This window comes from Mesorhizobium sp. ESP7-2 (genome assembly GCF_020164715.1).
Taxonomy (GTDB): domain Bacteria; phylum Pseudomonadota; class Alphaproteobacteria; order Rhizobiales; family Rhizobiaceae; genus Mesorhizobium.
Genome location: NZ_JAIUGQ010000003.1, coordinates 52506 through 68057, shown reverse-complemented (window position 1 = coordinate 68057; position 15552 = coordinate 52506). Strand labels below are relative to the sequence as shown.

The window sequence follows — 15552 nt, the reverse complement described above, 5'->3', positions numbered from 1 at the left end:
CCAGGCGGACAGGATACCTGCGGGGGCGATGGGAAATGTTAGGCGCGATTATCGTTGTGGTGGCGTTGTTGCTGGTGCTCCTGGGGGTAGCCACGGCCTTTCTCCGCGCGGATCCGGCGCAACTCGCAAGCGGGATGAGAACCTTGGGGCCGATCCTGCTGGCGCTGGTCGGCGGCGCTGTACTCGTGGTCGGGCGTCAAGGCATTGGCGGCATCATCCTGTTCGTGGCAATCGCCTGGTACGGCGCCACACGTACGCGCCGGCCAAATGCCAGGCCGGTTGCTGCAAAACGCTCAACCGTGCGGACAGCGGCACTCGAGATGGAACTCGATCATAATACGGGCGGCCTTGAAGGGCTGGTTCTGGCCGGACGTCACGATGGCAAGATGCTTGGCTCGATGACCCTTGCGGAATTGCAGCATCTCTACCGCGAGCTCTCCGGCGATCCGGAGAGCCGCCAATTGCTAGAGACGTATCTTGACGGCAGACTTCCCGTCTGGCGCAAAAACGCTGAGACGAACGGTGGCGAAGGGCTGGGTATTGCGCCAGGTCCGGGCGCCATGACTAAGGAGGAGGCCTACAAGGTCCTTGGTCTTGAAGCGGGGGCCGCCGCGGCGGATGTCCGCAAGGCGCACCGCCGCCTGATGCAGCGCCTGCACCCCGATATCGGCGGCACGTCTTTCCTGGCGGCGCGGATTAACGAAGCCAAGGACGTCTTGCTCTCCAATCACAACTAGTCTCCTTCGACGCAAAATTTTTCCGGGAGATATCCTTCCACGCCATCCTATTGCTGGACGGCGTAGCACTCGATTTTCTTCTTCTTCAAAGCGGTGCAGGCCTTCCAGGCGGCGTCCTTCGACCCAAAGCCGCCGAAACGTGCGCGGTAGTAGGTGACGCCGTCCTTGTCGAAAGCGACGGTGAAGCCGGAAGCATCGGCCAGCACCTTGGGAGCCTGCTTGGTGGTCTTGTCGAGGAGAGCCTGGGCCTCGGACTGCTTGGGCGAGGAGGCAACCTGGATGGCCCAGCCCGACGGAACCGACGCGGTGCTGACCGGATCAACGGCCGGGGTGGGTTCGGCATAGGCGGCCACGACCTGTGCAGTGGCGACCTTGGGAGCGGAGACGATGACCGTCTTCACCTTCGTTGCCGGGACAACCAGCTTGGGCGCCTCCGCCTCGGCTGTATCCTCGTCCTCGCTGTCGCCCTGGGCAACGGTCGCGTCGTCAGTGACGGCCGTATCGGCTTCCGCAACGGCCACCGGCTTTTCGTCCGGGGTCGGCGCGTCATGCTTGGGCAGGAGAACCTTAGCCAACGCGCTGACGGGATTGCTGTCCGCCTTGGCGATCAGATCGCCGCCACCGCGGGTCGAAGCCCTCGGCAAATAGGTGTTGATCAGGCCTGCCATCTGGTTGTCGCGGCTGCCGCCCGACGTGCCGCCCATGACGACGGCGACAAGGCGGCGGTTGCCGTCATTGACGGACGAGACAAGATTGAAGCCGGAGGCGCGGGTATAGCCGGTCTTGATGCCGTCGACGCCCTTGATGCGCCCGAGCAGGCGGTTGTGGCCATTGATGCGCTGGCGACCGTAGAGAAAGGATCGCTGCGCGAAATAGCCGTAGTACTGGGGAAAATGCTCCCTGAGCGCGATGCCGAGCGTGGCCATGTCGCGCGCCGTGGTGAACTGCCCCGGGTCGGGCAGGCCGTTGGCGTTGCGGAAGACGGTGCCGTTCATGCCGAGCTGCCGCGCCTTGGCCGTCATCATGCGGGCGAAATTGGTTTCGTTGCCGCCGAGCATTTCGCCGAGCGCGGTCGCCGAGTCGTTGGCCGACTTGGTGACTATCGACAGGATCGCGGTCTCGACTGCGACCGATCCGCCCGGCTTCACGCCGAGTTTGGTCGGCGCCTCGGCGGATGCGTGGGCCGAAAACACGACTGGCGTGTTTCTGCTGATCTTGCCCTTCGCCATCGCTTCGAAGGTCAGATAGAGCGTCATCATCTTGGTCAGCGAGGCAGGATAGCGCCGGCCATCGGCATTGGCCGAGTAGAGCACCTTGCCGGTCTTGGCGTCGACGACGATGGCTGCCGACTTTGCCGCGAACGACGAGGCGGCACCCGCGACGACGAATGTCATCGCCATGGCGAGGATCATGATCGTTTTGAGAGGGGACGCGGATTTGGAAACGATGCCCGACAACGCCTGACGCACTGGTAGTTCCTTTGAATTTCTCGTTGCGCTGGAGGCGGCAAAGGGATCCTGCCTCACTTTCGGCCAAGCTAACGGGGCAGCGTTACCAATCCGTTTATGGTAACCGCCGCGTTCACCATTTTCCGGTGGTTTGAGCCTTCCTTTATTCGAATTTTAGCCATTGGCGTTCGGGTAGTGCCTCCATGCGGGCGAAATGTTGACTTTTTGTGCATCGCACAATATGTTACGTGCGCTGCACAAAACGCCGCCCGGCTAGGGCGCGTCCTATGAACAGGCAACCGTCAAGGGAATCAGGAAATGACCCAGACCTACGAAGATTTCAGCAAATACGGCAAAGAGTTTGCCGACTCCGGACTGAAGAGCTTCGCTTCGCTGTCCAAGGGCGCGCAGGCGATCGCCACCGAGGCCGGCGAATACACCAAGAAGAGCTTCGAAGCCGGTAGCGCCGCGTTCGAGAAGCTGTTCTCGGCCAAGTCACTGGACAAGGCGATCGAGATTCAATCCGACTATGCCAAACAGTCCTACGAGGCGTTCGTCGCCGAGGCCACCAAGATTGGCGACCTCTATGCCGAACTCGCCAAGGAAGCCTACAAGCCGTTCGAATCGATCGTTGCCAAGGCGAAGTAATTTTTGCTCGGGCGGATGATTTCGCCCTGAGAATTCTAGATCCGGCCCTTTGGGCGTGGGAAGGAAACCCGGTCGTGGAAACGCGGCCGGGTTTTTTCATGCCAACGCTTCACGATCGCGAAAATCCGCCAAGTTGGTCACCTAGCCATATTGTCAGCTAACCAGAAGGGCTTAAAATCGTCCATCGAACACCTACATGTGAAACTCGCATGAGGATTCGAAGAGGCAGGACTACGTGACGATCGGTTTGACTGCCACGAGACGAGTGGCGCGGATGCAAAATGGAGGCGGCGACGGCAATGAGGCCGGCCGCGGGACGGCCGTTATCACGCGCACCAAAACCAAGACCAAGAAGCCCAGCCTTTACCGGGTCCTCATCCTCAACGACGACTACACTCCGATGGAGTTCGTGGTTCACGTGCTGGAGCGTTTTTTCCAGAAGGACCGCGAAGCTGCCACACGCATCATGCTTCATGTTCACAATCATGGAGTGGGCGAGTGCGGGGTCTATACATTCGAGGTGGCCGAGACCAAAGTGTCCCAGGTCATGGATTTCGCCCGACAGAATCAGCATCCGCTGCAATGCGTGATGGAGAAGAAGTGAGGTAACATGCCGGCTTTCTCCCAAGGCCTGGAAAAGGCGCTTCATCAAGCGCTGACGCTCGCCAACGAGCGGCACCATGAATATGCAACCCTTGAACACCTGCTGCTCGCGCTCATCGACGACACCGAGGCGGCCGCTGTCATGCGCGCCTGCAACGTCGACCTCGACGAGCTGAAGCATACTGTTCTGACCTACATCGATACCGAGCTCGACAATCTGGTCACCGGCTACGATGAGGATTCCAAACCGACGGCCGGTTTCCAGCGCGTCATCCAGCGCGCGGTCATCCATGTGCAGTCATCTGGCCGCGAGGAAGTGTCGGGTGCCAACGTGCTCGTCGCCATCTTCGCCGAGCGCGAAAGCCATGCCGCTTATTTCCTGCAGGAACAGCAGATGACCCGCTACGACGCGGTCAACTACATCTCGCATGGCATCGCCAAGCGCCCGGGCGCGTCCGAGAGCCGCACCCCGCGCGGCGCCGATGACGAGCAGGGCGGCCAGAACGGCGCCGAGCCGCAGGAAGAAGGCGGTAAGAAGAAGCAGCAGCAGGACGCGCTGACCGCCTATTGCGTCAACCTCAACAACAAGGCCAAGGCCGGCAAGATAGATCCGCTGATCGGCCGCGAGAGCGAGATCAACCGCACCATCCAGGTGCTGTGCCGCCGCTCCAAGAACAACCCGCTCTATGTCGGTGACCCTGGCGTCGGCAAGACGGCGATCGCCGAAGGCCTGGCCAAGCGCATCGTCGAGGGCGACGTGCCTGAGGTGCTGCACAATGCCACCATCTTCGCGCTCGACATGGGCACGCTTTTGGCCGGCACGCGCTATCGTGGCGATTTCGAGGAGCGGCTGAAGCAAGTCGTCAAGGAGCTCGAGGACTATCCGGGCGCAGTGCTGTTCATCGACGAGATCCACACCGTGATCGGCGCCGGCGCGACTTCGGGCGGCGCGATGGATGCGTCGAACCTGTTGAAGCCGGCGCTGTCGTCGGGTGCGATCCGCTGCATTGGTTCGACCACCTACAAGGAATTCCGTCAGTTCTTCGAGAAGGACCGCGCGCTCGTGCGGCGCTTCCAGAAGATCGACGTCAACGAGCCGACCGTCGAGGATGCCATCGAGATCATGAAGGGCCTGAAGCCCTATTATGAGGAATTCCACAAGGTGAAGTTCACCAACGAGGCAATCAAGGCCTCGGTGGAGCTGTCGGCGCGCTACATCAACGACCGCAAGCTGCCGGACAAGGCGATCGACGTGATCGACGAGACCGGTGCCTCGCAGATGCTGGTGCCTGAGGCCAAGCGCAAGAAGACGATCGGCATCAAGGAAATCGAAGCGACGATCGCCACCATGGCGCGCATCCCGCCGAAGACGGTCTCGGCCGATGACGAGAAGGTGCTGCAGGGTCTGGACATCGAGCTCAAGCGCGTCGTCTATGGTCAGGACACCGCCATCACCGCGCTGACCTCGGCGATCAAGCTGGCGCGGGCCGGCCTGCGCGAACCGGAAAAGCCGATCGGCTCATACCTGTTCTCAGGCCCGACCGGCGTCGGCAAGACCGAAGTTGCCAAGCAACTGGCCGCCTCGCTCGGCGTCGAACTGATCCGTTTCGACATGTCGGAATATATGGAACGCCACACCGTCTCGCGGTTGATCGGCGCCCCTCCCGGCTATGTCGGCTTCGACCAGGGCGGCCTTTTGACCGACGGTGTCGACCAGCATCCGCACTGCGTGCTGCTGCTCGACGAGGTCGAAAAGGCACATCCGGACCTGTTCAACATCCTGTTGCAGGTAATGGACCACGGCAAGCTAACCGACCACAACGGCAAGCAGATCGACTTCCGCAATGTCATCCTGATCATGACCACCAATGCGGGCGCATCCGATGCGCAGCGCGCGGCGATCGGTTTCGGTTCGACCAAGCGCGAAGGCGACGATGTCGAGGCGATCAACCGGCTGTTCACGCCGGAATTCCGCAACCGTCTCGATGCGATCATTCCGTTCGGCTCGCTGCCGGTGCCGGTCATCCATCAGGTGGTGCAGAAGTTCGTCATGCAACTGGAAGCCCAGCTTTCCGAGCGTGGCGTTACCTTCGACCTGTCGCCCGACGCGATCGCCTGGCTCGCCGACAAGGGCTATGACGAACGCATGGGCGCGCGTCCGCTCGGCCGCGTCATCCAGGAGCACATCAAGAAGCCGCTGGCCGACGAAGTGCTGTTCGGCAAGCTCAAGAAGGGCGGCACGGTGCGCGTCACCGTCGAGAAGAAGGAAACCGGCGAGACCGGCCTCAAGCTCGAATCGCTCGCCGACGAGGCGCCGGTGAAGCCGAAGAAGGAAGAGCCGGAAGACGCGCCGAAGCCACCCAAGGCCGTGGCCAGGAAGCCCGCGGCAAAGAAGGTCGTTGCGCAGAAGCCCGAGCCCAAGGGCAAGGACGGCGGTAAGCGCAGCCTCGTACCGCAACTGCCCAGAAAGGGCTGAGCCTGACAAAAAGTCGAAAAGAGCCCCGGAAATGAACTGACCCCCGAAAGTTGGACACAACTTCGGGGGTCAGTTCAAAACGGGGCTTTTTTCATGGAATAATGGGGGTGACGCATGGCCGGTGATCCCGTGCCTTTGCCTATACGCCTGTGGCAGGAAGAGGTGCACCGGCCTGGCGTGTATGATTTGGAAGTCGATACGTCACGCCTGGATCCGGGGCAATGCGCGGATGCGATCCGCCAGCGGCTTCTGACGGGAATGATGCCGCCGACGGCATTTCAGAGGCTTTCGGATCCGTCTTTTGCCGAGCTCCGGCCTTCCTGATCCATCTGTCCGCAAATGATTTCACGTGGATAAGCGCCATCCGCCATGGCCAGGCCATGATCCGGTTGCGGCCTCAAACGAATGAGTGGGGCGCCGAGGTCGGACAGCCCTTCCGAAATCGTGACCGTTCCGGCGTGCGCTCGGGACAATGCTGCGCCAGTGATTTTCCAGATCGCAAGGGCAATGAGGGCGCCGGCGTAGCCGTCAATGGCATAGTGCCAGCCAAGGACCACCGAACCGAGCATGATCAGCGCCGCGAATATCCACATCAAGATGCCAAGGCGGGCGGATAGCCTTGTCGCATGAAGGGCAATGAGCACGGCCGACGCGACATGCATGGAGGGAAATGCCGATATGCCCATGCTGCCCGAAGGCAAGCCCTGATAGCCGCCCCACAGCCTGTCCTGCAGGGACAGAGCCCAGATCGGATATTGCTGATTTGCCGATTGAAGTGCGTCCATCAACGGTTGATAGAGATCGCCAAGGCCGAGCCTGGCGTAGTAGCAAGGGCCGGCGGACGAGAATATCAGGGCAATGCCGAAGCCGCCTATCAGCCATAGCAGCATGAAGCTGAGCAGAAACTGATGGCGCAGCAGGGAATCGCGAGCGGCGGCGACGCTCGAAAAGATCGCCGAGAGCAGCACCACGAACCAAAGATTGTAGCAAAGATTGAGAAAACGAACGGCCTGGGGGCTTTCAATGATCCACCAGACCCATTGGTAGGTAGGGCGGCCGAAATGCAGGCCGACGCTGAATTGTGCAAAGGCCTGGTCCCAGGAGAAAGGCGCCAGCAACGCGATCGCCCCTTTCAGCACTGCGAAGCCGGATACGAAAGCCATGATCGCGACCAGTCCGTTCACGCTGTTGGCGATGCGCCTTCGATCGGACAGCAACTGCCAGAACGAATTCAGGAAAAGGCGGAGTGGCGATGCGGCACCGTCGACAAACGCCAGCCATAACAGCCGGAATGCCGCGTAGACACATCCGGCGACCCACAAATACACCACCAGGTAGAAGCCGTATTCGGCAAGCAGTCCGAAATCCGGCAGGTTGCCGACCCGGGCGCCAATCACGAAACTTAATCCGAGAGTAAACAGGGCGACCGCATGAACAACGCGGTGGCGAAAAAATGATTCGGCCAAAAGATGCAGAAAGACGCCGCTCGCGCTGGCGTCAGGCTGCCTGCCTATAGTTTCCGAAAGGTCCTGCATCGCCGCCCATCCCTAGCGAAAAGATGCATCGGGAAGGCTTGCAAAGATATGAACAAAGTAATCGCAGGCAGCAATACAGGCGACAAGATGATCCGCCGGTTTATAAAGGATTAAGATCAGCTCTGGAGGACGCCGCGGATCTTGTCTGCGTTCTGCGCCAGCACTTCCGGATTCTCCATCGCGCCTGTGTGCGGCTTCAGAGGGATGCCGTCGAAACGCGGGACGACATGGACATGCAGGTGATAGACGGTTTGTCCGGATGCAGGCTCATTGAACTGCATGATGGTGACGCCGTCGGCATTGAAAGCCTTCCTGACCGCGCGTGCCACTTTCTGAACGACCACGAAAAGGGGGCCGAATGTCGACGGGTCGGCGTCGAGCAGATTGCGCGACGGCGCTTTCGGCACCACCAGCGTATGGCCCGGTCCTTGCGGCATCACATCCATGAAAGCCACGACGGCTTCGTCCTCGTACACACGCTGCGAGGGTATTTCGCCGCGCAGGATTTTTGCGAAGATGTTGTCGGTGTCATAGGCGGCCTCAGTCATGGTGAACGCTCCGGAGTGTGCCTTGCCCTCCGGTGTAGCGAAGCCGCCTCCGAGCGGCAAGACGAAGCTGCGCTGCGATCAGCCGAGATCGCTTGCGCGTCCATGCCCGAGGCATGGCTTGGTGGATACCTGCCGCAGGGTAAACAGCGTCGGCAGGCGTGTCGAAAAAGCCTGCTATTCCTCGAGATCTTTGCGGAACGGGGTATGTTCTTCCAGATATTCGCCCATCCGCTCCACCTCGCGCCGCTCGCGCCCGAGATAATCGGCGACCGCTTTGCGCAGGCCGGGATGGGCAATGTAGTGCGCCGAATGCATGGTCACCGGCCGGTAGCCGCGCGCCAGCTTGTGCTCGCCTTGCGCGCCTGCTTCGACCACCTTCAGCTTGCGTTCGATGGCGAAGTCGATTGCCTGGTGATAGCAGACCTCGAAATGCAGGTAGGGGTGATCCTCGATGCAACCCCAGTTGCGGCCGTAGAGCGCGTCGGAGCCGATGAAGTTGATGGCGCCGGCAATGTAGCGCCCGTTGCGCCTGGCCATCACCAGCATGATGTCGTCCGCCATGCGTTCGCCGATCAGCGAGAAGAACTGGCGGTTCAGGTAGGGGCGGCCCCATTTGCGGCTGCCGGTGTCCATATAGAAGGCGAAGAAGTCGTCCCAGGCCTTTTCGGTCAGGTCCTTGCCGGTCAGCCAGTCGATCGTGATGCCATCGGCAAGCGCTTCGCGCCGTTCCTTCTTCATCGCCTTGCGCTTGCGCGAAGCAAGCGTGGCGAGGAAGTCGTCATAGGTGGAAAAGCCTTCGTTGAAGAAATGGAATTGCTGGTCGGTGCGATGCAGGAAGCCTGCGGCCTCCAGCGTCGCGACGTCGCTCTCCTGCGCGAAAGTGACATGCGCCGAGGATATGCCGAGCTTGTCGGTCACCATTTTGAGCCCGGCGGCAAGCCCCGCCTTGACCGCGTCCTGATCCTCGCCTTTGCCGACCAGCAGGCGAGGGCCGGTGACGGGCGTGAACGGCACGGCACTTTGCAGTTTTGGATAGTAACGGCCGCCGGCGCGCTCGAAGGCATCCGACCAGCCGTGATCGAACACATATTCGCCCTGGCTGTGCGATTTGAGATAGCAGGGAACAGCGCCAAGCAGCCTGCCTTGCGCGGTTTCCAGCCGCAGGTGATGGCCCTGCCAGCCGGTGCGCCGCACGGCGCAGCCGGAACCCTCCAAGGCGCTCAAAAAAGCGAATGAAACGAGCGGGTTATATCCGGCTTCCGCGTCGCCGCGCGTGGTGCCGGCAAAGCCGTTCCATTCATCGGAGGTAAAGGCTCCTATGCCCGCGGCGATGCGGATCGAATAGTCCGCATTCGCCGTTTGTCCGTCGCAGTCGTCGCCCTGATCCATGAGGCTTATTTAAGCTCCATTCGGGCCGCTACAAGTCACGTTTCGGGCACCCTGCTCAGGCGACTTTGACCATGTCGGGCTCGAACCCTTCGAACGTCATCTGGTCGGCATATCTGAAGGTCAGGTCGATCGCCGGCTGGTCATGCACCGTCCAGGTGATGACAGGCATTTTGAGCTTTTCACGCACGAAGCTGACAAACGGGTTCGGCAGATCGCCGGCGGCGTAGGAGGTAAAGGAGAGTTCGTGCGCCAGCATGGAAAAGTGTGCTTCGATCAGCTTGGCGTCCTTCCCATAGGCAGTCAATCCAGCCGGAATACCGGGCGCGTGCCGGGGGAAATCGCGGATCAGCCAGTGATCGAACGACATGATCGCCGCCTTGCCCTTGTAGCGCTTCAGCATCTTGCCTACGCGCGCCACCAGGCCTTCGTCGCGACCGGGAGTTCCTTTCAGTTCGACGACCATGGGCACACGACCATCGACGAGATCGAGCGTTTCCTGCAGCGTCGGCACGCGATCCGCCGTGCCGCCAACCTTGAGCGCGGTAAGTTCGGCCGCGCTGCGTTGCCAGACGAAACCGTCCTGCCCGGTCAGCCGTTGCAAATCGTCATCATGGATGACGACGGGAACGCCATCCGACGACAGATGCACGTCGCATTCGATCGCGTAGCCGCGTTCGGCCGCGGCGGCGAAGGCGGAAAGCGTGTTTTCCCAGCGCGTCTTGTTCATGTCGTGAAAGCCGCGATGGGCAACCGGCCGGGCAGTCAGCCAGGAGAGGTCGGTCATGTCCGCACCTTCACTCATCGACTTCGAGGATCGCTTCGATCTCCACCGCTGCATTAAGCGGCAGGGAGGCGGTGCCGACGGCGGAGCGTGCGTGCTTGCCGGCTTCGCCAAGCGCGGCAACCAGGAAATCCGAGGCGCCGTTGGCGACCAGATGCTGCTCGACGAAGTCGGGAGCCGACGCCACGAAGACGGTGATCTTGACCAGACGGCGGATCTTCTCGAGGTCGCCAAGTGCCGCCTTGGCTTGCGCCAGGATGTTGATGGCGCAGTATTTCGCCGCGTCCTTGCCGCTTGCCGTGTCGACGTCGCGGCCGAGCAGGCCGCTCGCCTGCAGCTTGCCGTCCTTGAGCGGCAATTGTCCTGCCGTGAACAGCAAGTTGCCGGTCCTGCAATAGGGCACGTAGTTGGCGGCAGGCGCGGCGGCAACAGGAAGCGTCACGCCGAGATCGCTTAGCCGCTTTTCGATTGTTTCACTCATTGCTTTTCCCTATTGCTGGAAGGTGCCGCGCTGGCTGGGCCGAAATTGCTATTTTTGCCTCGCTTCCGCCATGACTTTTTTTAAGCTGGACCATCTTTCCCTGCGGTCTGCCATCAGCCGCGACGATTGGAGTACCTCATGCGCGCAGCGCGCCTTGCATTCCACGCCGTTCTGTTGTCGGCGCTCTTTCCTGTGGGCTCCGCTTTCGCCGTACCGGCGCTGCAGGCGCATCGCGCCGTCTACGATCTCACCCTCAAGAAAGCGGATGATCGATCCGGCATCACCGGTATCACCGGCCGTATGGTCTACGAGTTCAACGGCTCCGCCTGCGAGGGCTATACGGTGAAATTCCGTTTCGTCACGCAGATCGCGACCAGCGACAACACGAAGCTGACCGACCAGCAGACCACCACCTTCGAGGATGCGGAAGGCAAGATGTTTTCTTTCGTGACGAAGTCCTTCGTCGACCAGAACCTCGACAAGGAGGTCAAGGGCGTCGCGACAAAGAATGCCAAGGGGCTGAAGGTCGATATCGACAAGCCGGAGAAGAACAGTCTTGAACTCGCTGCCACCCAGTTTCCGACCCAGCATCTGGTCGAGCTGATCGGCAAGGCCGAAAAAGGCGAAACCTTCTACCAGACCAACCTGTTCGACGGCTCGGAGGACGCCAACAAAGTGATGACGACCACGGTTGTCGTCGGCAAGAAGACCGAAGCCGACAAGGCCGATCCGGAAGCGCCGGCTCTGGCGAAGCTTGCCACCGACAACTATTGGCCTGTCGACATCGCCTATTTCGACGACAGCGCCCAGAAGGGCGAGGAAGTGCCGGAATACCGGATCAGCTTCAAGCTGCACGAGAACGGCATCACCCGTGATCTCGTCATGGACTATGGCGACTTCTCCATGACCGGCAAGCTGGTCAACCTGTCGCTGTTCGACCAGACAAAGCCTTGTCCGGTATCGAAATAGCAACGATGCGCAACTGAGTTGACCGCGGCGGGCCTGATGGCGGTCTATGTCGATGCGGCGATCTGGAAGTGGGCAGGCCATCGCTGGTGCCATCTGATGGCCGACGACACCGAAGAGTTGCATCGGTTCGCAGCCCAGCTTGGCGTGAAGCGCTCGTCCTACCAGGGGCCGCCCAGGACATCGGCGCCACACTATGACATAACCGGCTTCGAGCGCGACCGCGCGGTGAGGCTCGGCGCCATCGAATGCAGCCGCGAGGAGATCGTCGCGATCTTCAGGCGCGTGCGGGTACCCAACGGAAAGGTAAAGCGCTGAGGACAGGGCCGTATCGTCGCATGTCACGCCACGGATGCCGCGGCGCTTGCGTTTAGCGCACTTCCCCTCTATATGCCCGCTCATTCCACACACGGACTTTGGTGTCTGCCCGGGAGAAATCCGGCTGAAACCTCCGGTGGCGTTCAAGGACTTCGGTCCAAAAATGCCTGTGTCCGTGGAGGCTAACCGGAAAGGAAATGAGAATGGCACTGCCTGATTTCAGCATGCGTCAGCTTTTGGAAGCTGGCATTCACTTCGGCCACCAGACCCACCGCTGGAACCCGAAGATGGCGCCCTACATCTACGGCGCCCGCAATAACATCCACATCATCGACCTCTCGCAGACGGTGCCTTTGCTGCACCAGGCGCTGAAGCAGGTTTCAGACACCGTTGCCAAGGGCGGCCGCGTGCTGTTCGTCGGCACCAAGCGCCAGGCGTCGGACATCGTCGCCGATGCGGCGCAGCGTTCGGCCCAGTACTACGTCAATTCGCGTTGGCTCGGCGGCATGCTGACCAACTGGAAGACGATCTCGAACTCGATCCAGCGCCTGCGCAAGCTCGACGAGATGCTGGCCGGCGAGGCGCAAGGCCTGACCAAGAAGGAACGCCTGAACCTCGACCGCGAGCGCGAGAAGCTCGACAAGGCGCTCGGCGGCATCAAGGACATGGGCTCGACGCCCGACCTGATGTTCGTGATCGACACCAATAAGGAGGCGATCGCCATCCTCGAGGCGAAGCGCCTGGGCATACCGGTGGTCGCTATCATCGATTCGAACTGCGATCCGGACAAGATCGACTTCCCGATCCCCGGCAATGACGACGCGGCCCGCGCCATCCAGCTCTATTGCGACCTGATCGCCAAGGCTGCGATCGACGGCATCGCCCGTCAGCAGGGCGCGCTCGGCGTCGACATCGGCGCTTCCGTCGAAGCTCCGGTCGAACCGGCGCTCGATCCGGCTCCGGCGTCGGAAGCCCCCGAGGCTTGATAATCGAAGGCCGGCTTGCGGCCTTCATCTTTCTCATATTTTGGCACGCTAAACAGACGCACCGTCGAGATTCGATGGTGCGTCGGCGCATTTGAAACAAAGAGGCGACAATGAGCATTTCGGCTGCACAGGTCAAAGAACTCCGCGACTTGACCGGCGCGGGCATGATGGACTGCAAGGCGGCGTTGAACGAGACCAACGGCAACATGGAAGAGGCCGTCGACTGGCTGCGCAAGAAGGGCATTTCCAAGGCCGACAAGAAGGCTGGCCGCACCGCCGCCGAAGGCCTGATCGGCGTCGACAACGGCGTGCGTGAAGCCGCCGTCGTCGAGGTGAATTCCGAGACCGATTTCGTCGCCCGCAATGCCGCCTTCCAGGAAATCGTCGCCAACGTCGCCAAGGTCGCGCTTGCCTATGGCACGACCGAAGCTGTGGCCGCCGCGAAATATCCGGGTTCGGACAAGTCGGTCACGGACACCATCAAGGACGCTGTCGGCACCATCGGCGAGAACCTTGGCTTTCGCCGCTCGGCCAAGCTGACCGTTCCGCACGGCGCGGTTGCTACCTACGTCCACAATTCGGTTGCCGACGGCCTTGGCAAGCTCGGCGTGCTGGTCGCGATCGAGACCACGGGCAATGAGCACGCCGCCAACGCCTTTGGCCGCCAGGTCGCCATGCATGTCGCCGCCACCAACCCGATGGCGCTGACCGCAGAGCAGATCGACCCGGCAGCTGTCGAGCGCGAGAAGGCAATCTTCTCCGACCAGGCGCGTCAGTCGGGCAAGCCGGAAGCCATCATCGAAAAGATGGTCGAGGGTCGCCTGCGCAAGTTCTATGAGGAAGTCGTGCTCTTGAAGCAGGCGTTCGTGCTCAATCCCGACATCACCGTCGAGAAGGCGCTGAAGGATGCCGAAAAGGAAATCGGCGCGCCGGCCAAGATCACGGCTTATCTGCGCTTCGCGCTTGGCGAGGGCATCGAGAAGGAAGAGTCCGATTTCGCCGCGGAAGTCGCGGCGGCGGTCAAGAAGTAAGCGTCCTACCGCATTATTGCGACTGTGTTTTTCGGCCGGGCGTCCGCGGGGATGCCCGGCCGATTTCGTTTGCGGTGTCGATGAAGGCCCTGAGCTTCGGCGCCATTGCCGCGCGGCGCGGGAAGTAGAGGAAAAGGCCGGGTTCCTCGATCGCCGATTGCGGCAGGACCTGCACCAGGCGCCCGGCCGCAAGATCCGCGCGCGCCAGCGGCTCGAACATATAGGCGAGGCCGACGCCGGCGAGCGCCAGATCAATGGCGGCGAGCGAGTCCGTCACGATGGCCGTACCGCTGGTCTCCATGACCACATCCTTGCCATCCTCGGTCAAATCCCAGCGATAGAGAGCGCCCGAACGGACAAGCCGGTACCCGATGCAATTATGGTTCGCGAGATCGGCTACGCGGCGCGGACGGCCACGTCGCCCGATATAGGCGGGAGAGGCGACGATGACGACCTTGAAGGGCTGCGTCAGTCGGATCGCCACCATGTCCTGCGCTATCATCTCGCCGAGCCGGATGCCGGCGTCAAAGCCTTCGCCGACGATGTCGACCAATCCCTGATCGGCAAAAATCTCGACCGTAATGTCTGGATAGCGCTCGGCCATCGCGGCGACGACCTGCGTCACAGCCAATGGGATCGCGATGTTGGAGGCGTTGATCCTGAGCAGGCCGGACGGCCTGCCCTTGACGCTGCGGATACGCTCCATCCGCTCGGCAATATCCTGGAGGGCAGGGGCCGCCGTTTCCACCAGCGCCTTGCCGGCCTCGGTGAGCGAAACGCTGCGAGTCGTGCGCGCAAACAGCGGCTGGCCGATCCGCTCCTCGACGAGGCGCACCGCATGGCTGACCGCCGAAGGGCTCATGCCGAGTTCAGCCGCGGCAAGCGCGAAACCGCCGCGCCGGGCGACGGCAACGATGACAGGCAGGTGGGCGAGCAGGTCCCGGTCCATTCATGACCTACATCGCATAGTCCATGCAGATCATGCAATCTTATCGACGCCGAGGCAGAGGTCCACATTGTCGCCAACACATCGGCGATCGGGCTGGTGGCACAAAGGAGAAGAGACATGAATGCCTTGAAACACGTTACCTTCGCCGCAGGCCTTGCCTTGGCACCCGTCGATGCCGGTGGTGCCGAACCGACCGGCTGGCAGGCCCTTGCCGATGAACGCGCCGTCATTCGTATCGCCGATGCCATCGATCGCGCCGTCGACGCGCAGGACTGGAAACGCGCGCGCAGCTATTTCGCCGACCGGGTCACCGCCGACTTCAGCAGCCTGTCGGGTCAGCCCGCGGCCAACATTGCCTCCGACGATCTGATCGGCGCCTGGGCCGGTAACCTCAAGGGCAGCAAGACCAGCCTTCACCTGCGCACCAATCACCAGGTCGTCCTCGGGGCGGACACGGCGACTGTTCTGTCGAACGGCTATGCCTGGAACCGAATGGAGGGCAATGGCGATCCACTCTGGGAAGTCTGGGGCACATATGAGCACCACCTGACACGTTCCGGCACAGCCTGGAAGGTCGACGGCTTCACCTTCCGCATGACGCATGAACGCGGCAATCCCTGGGTCAAGACGACCCCGGGCCAATGACGCCCGCGTCA

16 protein-coding genes and 1 pseudogene are annotated in these 15552 nt (G+C 61.5%); 10 read left to right on the top strand and 7 right to left on the bottom strand.

Annotated features, from left to right (window positions below; all coding sequences use genetic code 11):
• Nucleotides 1-35: 35 nt before the first annotated feature.
• Nucleotides 36-737 carry a DnaJ domain-containing protein gene (locus LB543_RS04355; protein WP_224613334.1) on the top strand — a complete coding sequence of 234 codons (702 nt, stop codon included), beginning with the start codon at nucleotides 36-38 and terminating at the stop codon, nucleotides 735-737.
• Between the two features lie 47 nt (nucleotides 738-784).
• Here the strand turns inward: LB543_RS04355 and LB543_RS04350 are convergent, their stop codons facing one another.
• Complete coding sequence (locus LB543_RS04350; RefSeq protein ID WP_224613171.1) at nucleotides 785-2206, bottom strand: SPOR domain-containing protein; 1422 nt, start codon at nucleotides 2204-2206, stop codon at nucleotides 785-787.
• A 297-nt stretch (nucleotides 2207-2503) separates the two neighbouring features.
• Between LB543_RS04350 and LB543_RS04345 the strand changes: the two genes are divergently transcribed.
• From LB543_RS04345 to LB543_RS04330, 4 genes and pseudogenes are all read left to right on the top strand, one after another.
• Complete coding sequence (locus LB543_RS04345) at nucleotides 2504-2833, top strand: phasin family protein (RefSeq protein WP_224613170.1); 330 nt, start codon at nucleotides 2504-2506, stop codon at nucleotides 2831-2833.
• Nucleotides 2834-3107: 274 nt separating this feature from the next.
• Nucleotides 3108-3437 carry an ATP-dependent Clp protease adapter ClpS gene (clpS, locus tag LB543_RS04340; protein WP_010909565.1) on the top strand — a complete coding sequence of 110 codons (330 nt, stop codon included), beginning with the start codon at nucleotides 3108-3110 and terminating at the stop codon, nucleotides 3435-3437.
• Between the two features lie 6 nt (nucleotides 3438-3443).
• On the top strand, nucleotides 3444-5912 hold the full coding sequence (gene clpA, locus LB543_RS04335) for an ATP-dependent Clp protease ATP-binding subunit ClpA (protein WP_140757477.1): 2469 nt from the start codon (nucleotides 3444-3446) through the stop codon (nucleotides 5910-5912).
• 123 nt (nucleotides 5913-6035) lie between these two features.
• Nucleotides 6036-6236, top strand: a pseudogene (locus LB543_RS04330) (phosphotransferase-like protein); the annotation flags it as partial.
• Here LB543_RS04330 and LB543_RS04325 read toward each other — a convergent pair.
• The 5 genes from LB543_RS04325 to LB543_RS04305 all read right to left on the bottom strand — a co-directional run bounded on the left by LB543_RS04325 (nucleotide 6191) and on the right by LB543_RS04305 (nucleotide 10646).
• Nucleotides 6191-7309 carry a phosphatase PAP2 family protein gene (locus tag LB543_RS04325; RefSeq protein ID WP_224613169.1) on the bottom strand — a complete coding sequence of 373 codons (1119 nt, stop codon included), beginning with the start codon at nucleotides 7307-7309 and terminating at the stop codon, nucleotides 6191-6193. The pseudogene LB543_RS04330 and the gene LB543_RS04325 sit on opposite strands and share 46 nt — an antisense overlap.
• A 254-nt stretch (nucleotides 7310-7563) precedes the next feature.
• Complete coding sequence (locus LB543_RS04320) at nucleotides 7564-7995, bottom strand: HIT family protein (protein WP_140757475.1); 432 nt, start codon at nucleotides 7993-7995, stop codon at nucleotides 7564-7566.
• A gap of 174 nt (nucleotides 7996-8169) precedes the next feature.
• Nucleotides 8170-9384 (bottom strand): GNAT family N-acetyltransferase, encoded by a 1215-nt coding sequence (locus tag LB543_RS04315; protein ID WP_224613168.1) that lies wholly within the window; start codon nucleotides 9382-9384, stop codon nucleotides 8170-8172.
• Nucleotides 9385-9439: 55 nt separating this feature from the next.
• Nucleotides 9440-10168 carry a glycerophosphodiester phosphodiesterase gene (locus tag LB543_RS04310; RefSeq protein ID WP_224613167.1) on the bottom strand — a complete coding sequence of 243 codons (729 nt, stop codon included), beginning with the start codon at nucleotides 10166-10168 and terminating at the stop codon, nucleotides 9440-9442.
• A gap of 10 nt (nucleotides 10169-10178) precedes the next feature.
• On the bottom strand, nucleotides 10179-10646 hold the full coding sequence (locus LB543_RS04305) for a RidA family protein (RefSeq protein ID WP_224613166.1): 468 nt from the start codon (nucleotides 10644-10646) through the stop codon (nucleotides 10179-10181).
• A gap of 138 nt (nucleotides 10647-10784) precedes the next feature.
• Here LB543_RS04305 and LB543_RS04300 point away from each other — a divergent pair, with 138 nt between their 5' ends.
• The 4 genes from LB543_RS04300 to tsf all read left to right on the top strand — a co-directional run bounded on the left by LB543_RS04300 (nucleotide 10785) and on the right by tsf (nucleotide 13947).
• The gene (locus LB543_RS04300; protein WP_224613165.1) at nucleotides 10785-11615 is read left to right on the top strand and encodes a cell envelope integrity EipB family protein; all 831 of its coding nucleotides are present in this window, start codon (nucleotides 10785-10787) and stop codon (nucleotides 11613-11615) included.
• A gap of 36 nt (nucleotides 11616-11651) precedes the next feature.
• Nucleotides 11652-11930, top strand: a complete 279-nt coding sequence (locus LB543_RS04295) for a DUF4031 domain-containing protein (RefSeq protein WP_140808480.1) — start codon at nucleotides 11652-11654, stop codon at nucleotides 11928-11930.
• 203 nt (nucleotides 11931-12133) lie between these two features.
• Nucleotides 12134-12916 (top strand): 30S ribosomal protein S2, encoded by a 783-nt coding sequence (gene rpsB, locus LB543_RS04290; protein WP_023777441.1) that lies wholly within the window; start codon nucleotides 12134-12136, stop codon nucleotides 12914-12916.
• Between the two features lie 110 nt (nucleotides 12917-13026).
• Nucleotides 13027-13947 carry a translation elongation factor Ts gene (gene tsf, locus LB543_RS04285; RefSeq protein ID WP_027142611.1) on the top strand — a complete coding sequence of 307 codons (921 nt, stop codon included), beginning with the start codon at nucleotides 13027-13029 and terminating at the stop codon, nucleotides 13945-13947.
• Nucleotides 13948-13960: 13 nt separating this feature from the next.
• Here the strand turns inward: tsf and LB543_RS04280 are convergent, their stop codons facing one another.
• Nucleotides 13961-14896: a LysR family transcriptional regulator gene (locus tag LB543_RS04280; RefSeq protein ID WP_140808479.1), complete on the bottom strand. Its 936-nt coding sequence runs from the start codon at nucleotides 14894-14896 to the stop codon at nucleotides 13961-13963.
• A gap of 117 nt (nucleotides 14897-15013) precedes the next feature.
• Between LB543_RS04280 and LB543_RS04275 the strand changes: the two genes are divergently transcribed.
• Nucleotides 15014-15541 carry a nuclear transport factor 2 family protein gene (locus LB543_RS04275; protein WP_224613164.1) on the top strand — a complete coding sequence of 176 codons (528 nt, stop codon included), beginning with the start codon at nucleotides 15014-15016 and terminating at the stop codon, nucleotides 15539-15541.
• The last annotated feature ends 11 nt before the right edge of the window (nucleotides 15542-15552 follow it).

What these genes read in the sequence shown, in the direction of transcription:
- tsf (WP_027142611.1), top strand. Translation starts at nt 13,027, where the DNA reads ATGAGCATTTCGGCTGCACAGGTCAAAGAACTCCGCGACTTGACCGGC.
- LB543_RS04280 (WP_140808479.1), bottom strand. Translation starts at nt 14,896, where the DNA reads ATGGACCGGGACCTGCTCGCCCACCTGCCTGTCATCGTTGCCGTCGCC.
- LB543_RS04315 (WP_224613168.1), bottom strand. Translation starts at nt 9,384, where the DNA reads ATGGATCAGGGCGACGACTGCGACGGACAAACGGCGAATGCGGACTAT.
- LB543_RS04275 (WP_224613164.1), top strand. Translation starts at nt 15,014, where the DNA reads ATGAATGCCTTGAAACACGTTACCTTCGCCGCAGGCCTTGCCTTGGCA.
- clpS (WP_010909565.1), top strand. Translation starts at nt 3,108, where the DNA reads ATGCAAAATGGAGGCGGCGACGGCAATGAGGCCGGCCGCGGGACGGCC.
- clpA (WP_140757477.1), top strand. Translation starts at nt 3,444, where the DNA reads ATGCCGGCTTTCTCCCAAGGCCTGGAAAAGGCGCTTCATCAAGCGCTG.
- LB543_RS04300 (WP_224613165.1), top strand. Translation starts at nt 10,785, where the DNA reads ATGCGCGCAGCGCGCCTTGCATTCCACGCCGTTCTGTTGTCGGCGCTC.
- LB543_RS04345 (WP_224613170.1), top strand. Translation starts at nt 2,504, where the DNA reads ATGACCCAGACCTACGAAGATTTCAGCAAATACGGCAAAGAGTTTGCC.
- LB543_RS04295 (WP_140808480.1), top strand. Translation starts at nt 11,652, where the DNA reads ATGGCGGTCTATGTCGATGCGGCGATCTGGAAGTGGGCAGGCCATCGC.
- LB543_RS04355 (WP_224613334.1), top strand. Translation starts at nt 36, where the DNA reads ATGTTAGGCGCGATTATCGTTGTGGTGGCGTTGTTGCTGGTGCTCCTG.
- LB543_RS04305 (WP_224613166.1), bottom strand. Translation starts at nt 10,646, where the DNA reads ATGAGTGAAACAATCGAAAAGCGGCTAAGCGATCTCGGCGTGACGCTT.
- rpsB (WP_023777441.1), top strand. Translation starts at nt 12,134, where the DNA reads ATGGCACTGCCTGATTTCAGCATGCGTCAGCTTTTGGAAGCTGGCATT.
- LB543_RS04310 (WP_224613167.1), bottom strand. Translation starts at nt 10,168, where the DNA reads ATGACCGACCTCTCCTGGCTGACTGCCCGGCCGGTTGCCCATCGCGGC.
- LB543_RS04320 (WP_140757475.1), bottom strand. Translation starts at nt 7,995, where the DNA reads ATGACTGAGGCCGCCTATGACACCGACAACATCTTCGCAAAAATCCTG.